Consider the following 222-nt stretch of genomic DNA (forward strand, 5'->3'; position numbering starts at 1 on the left):
GCAGGCGCCGGTCTCGACGGCCCGGATCCGGTCGGCGTCGAGCACGCCGGCCGAGCGGAGGAACCGGGCGTCCTCGTCGGTGTAGATGTCGTTGGTGACGACCCCGAGCTCGCGGGTCGCGGCCAGCTCGCGGCACAGCAGCGCGATGAGGGAGCTCTTGCCGGTCCCGACGGGTCCGCAGACGCCCAGCCGCAGGGCGCGGGGGGTGGGGGTGGTGTGGTC

Annotated in this window: 1 protein-coding gene; it reads right to left on the bottom strand. The window is 75.2% G+C overall.

What is annotated here, in order from left to right:
- On the bottom strand, positions 1-222 hold a 222-nt coding region (locus QWY28_RS24015), incomplete at both ends, for a GTP-binding protein (RefSeq protein ID WP_439117281.1).

Source organism: Nocardioides oceani (assembly GCF_030412965.1).
In the GTDB taxonomy this organism is placed as follows: Bacteria; Actinomycetota; Actinomycetes; order Propionibacteriales; family Nocardioidaceae; genus Nocardioides; species Nocardioides oceani.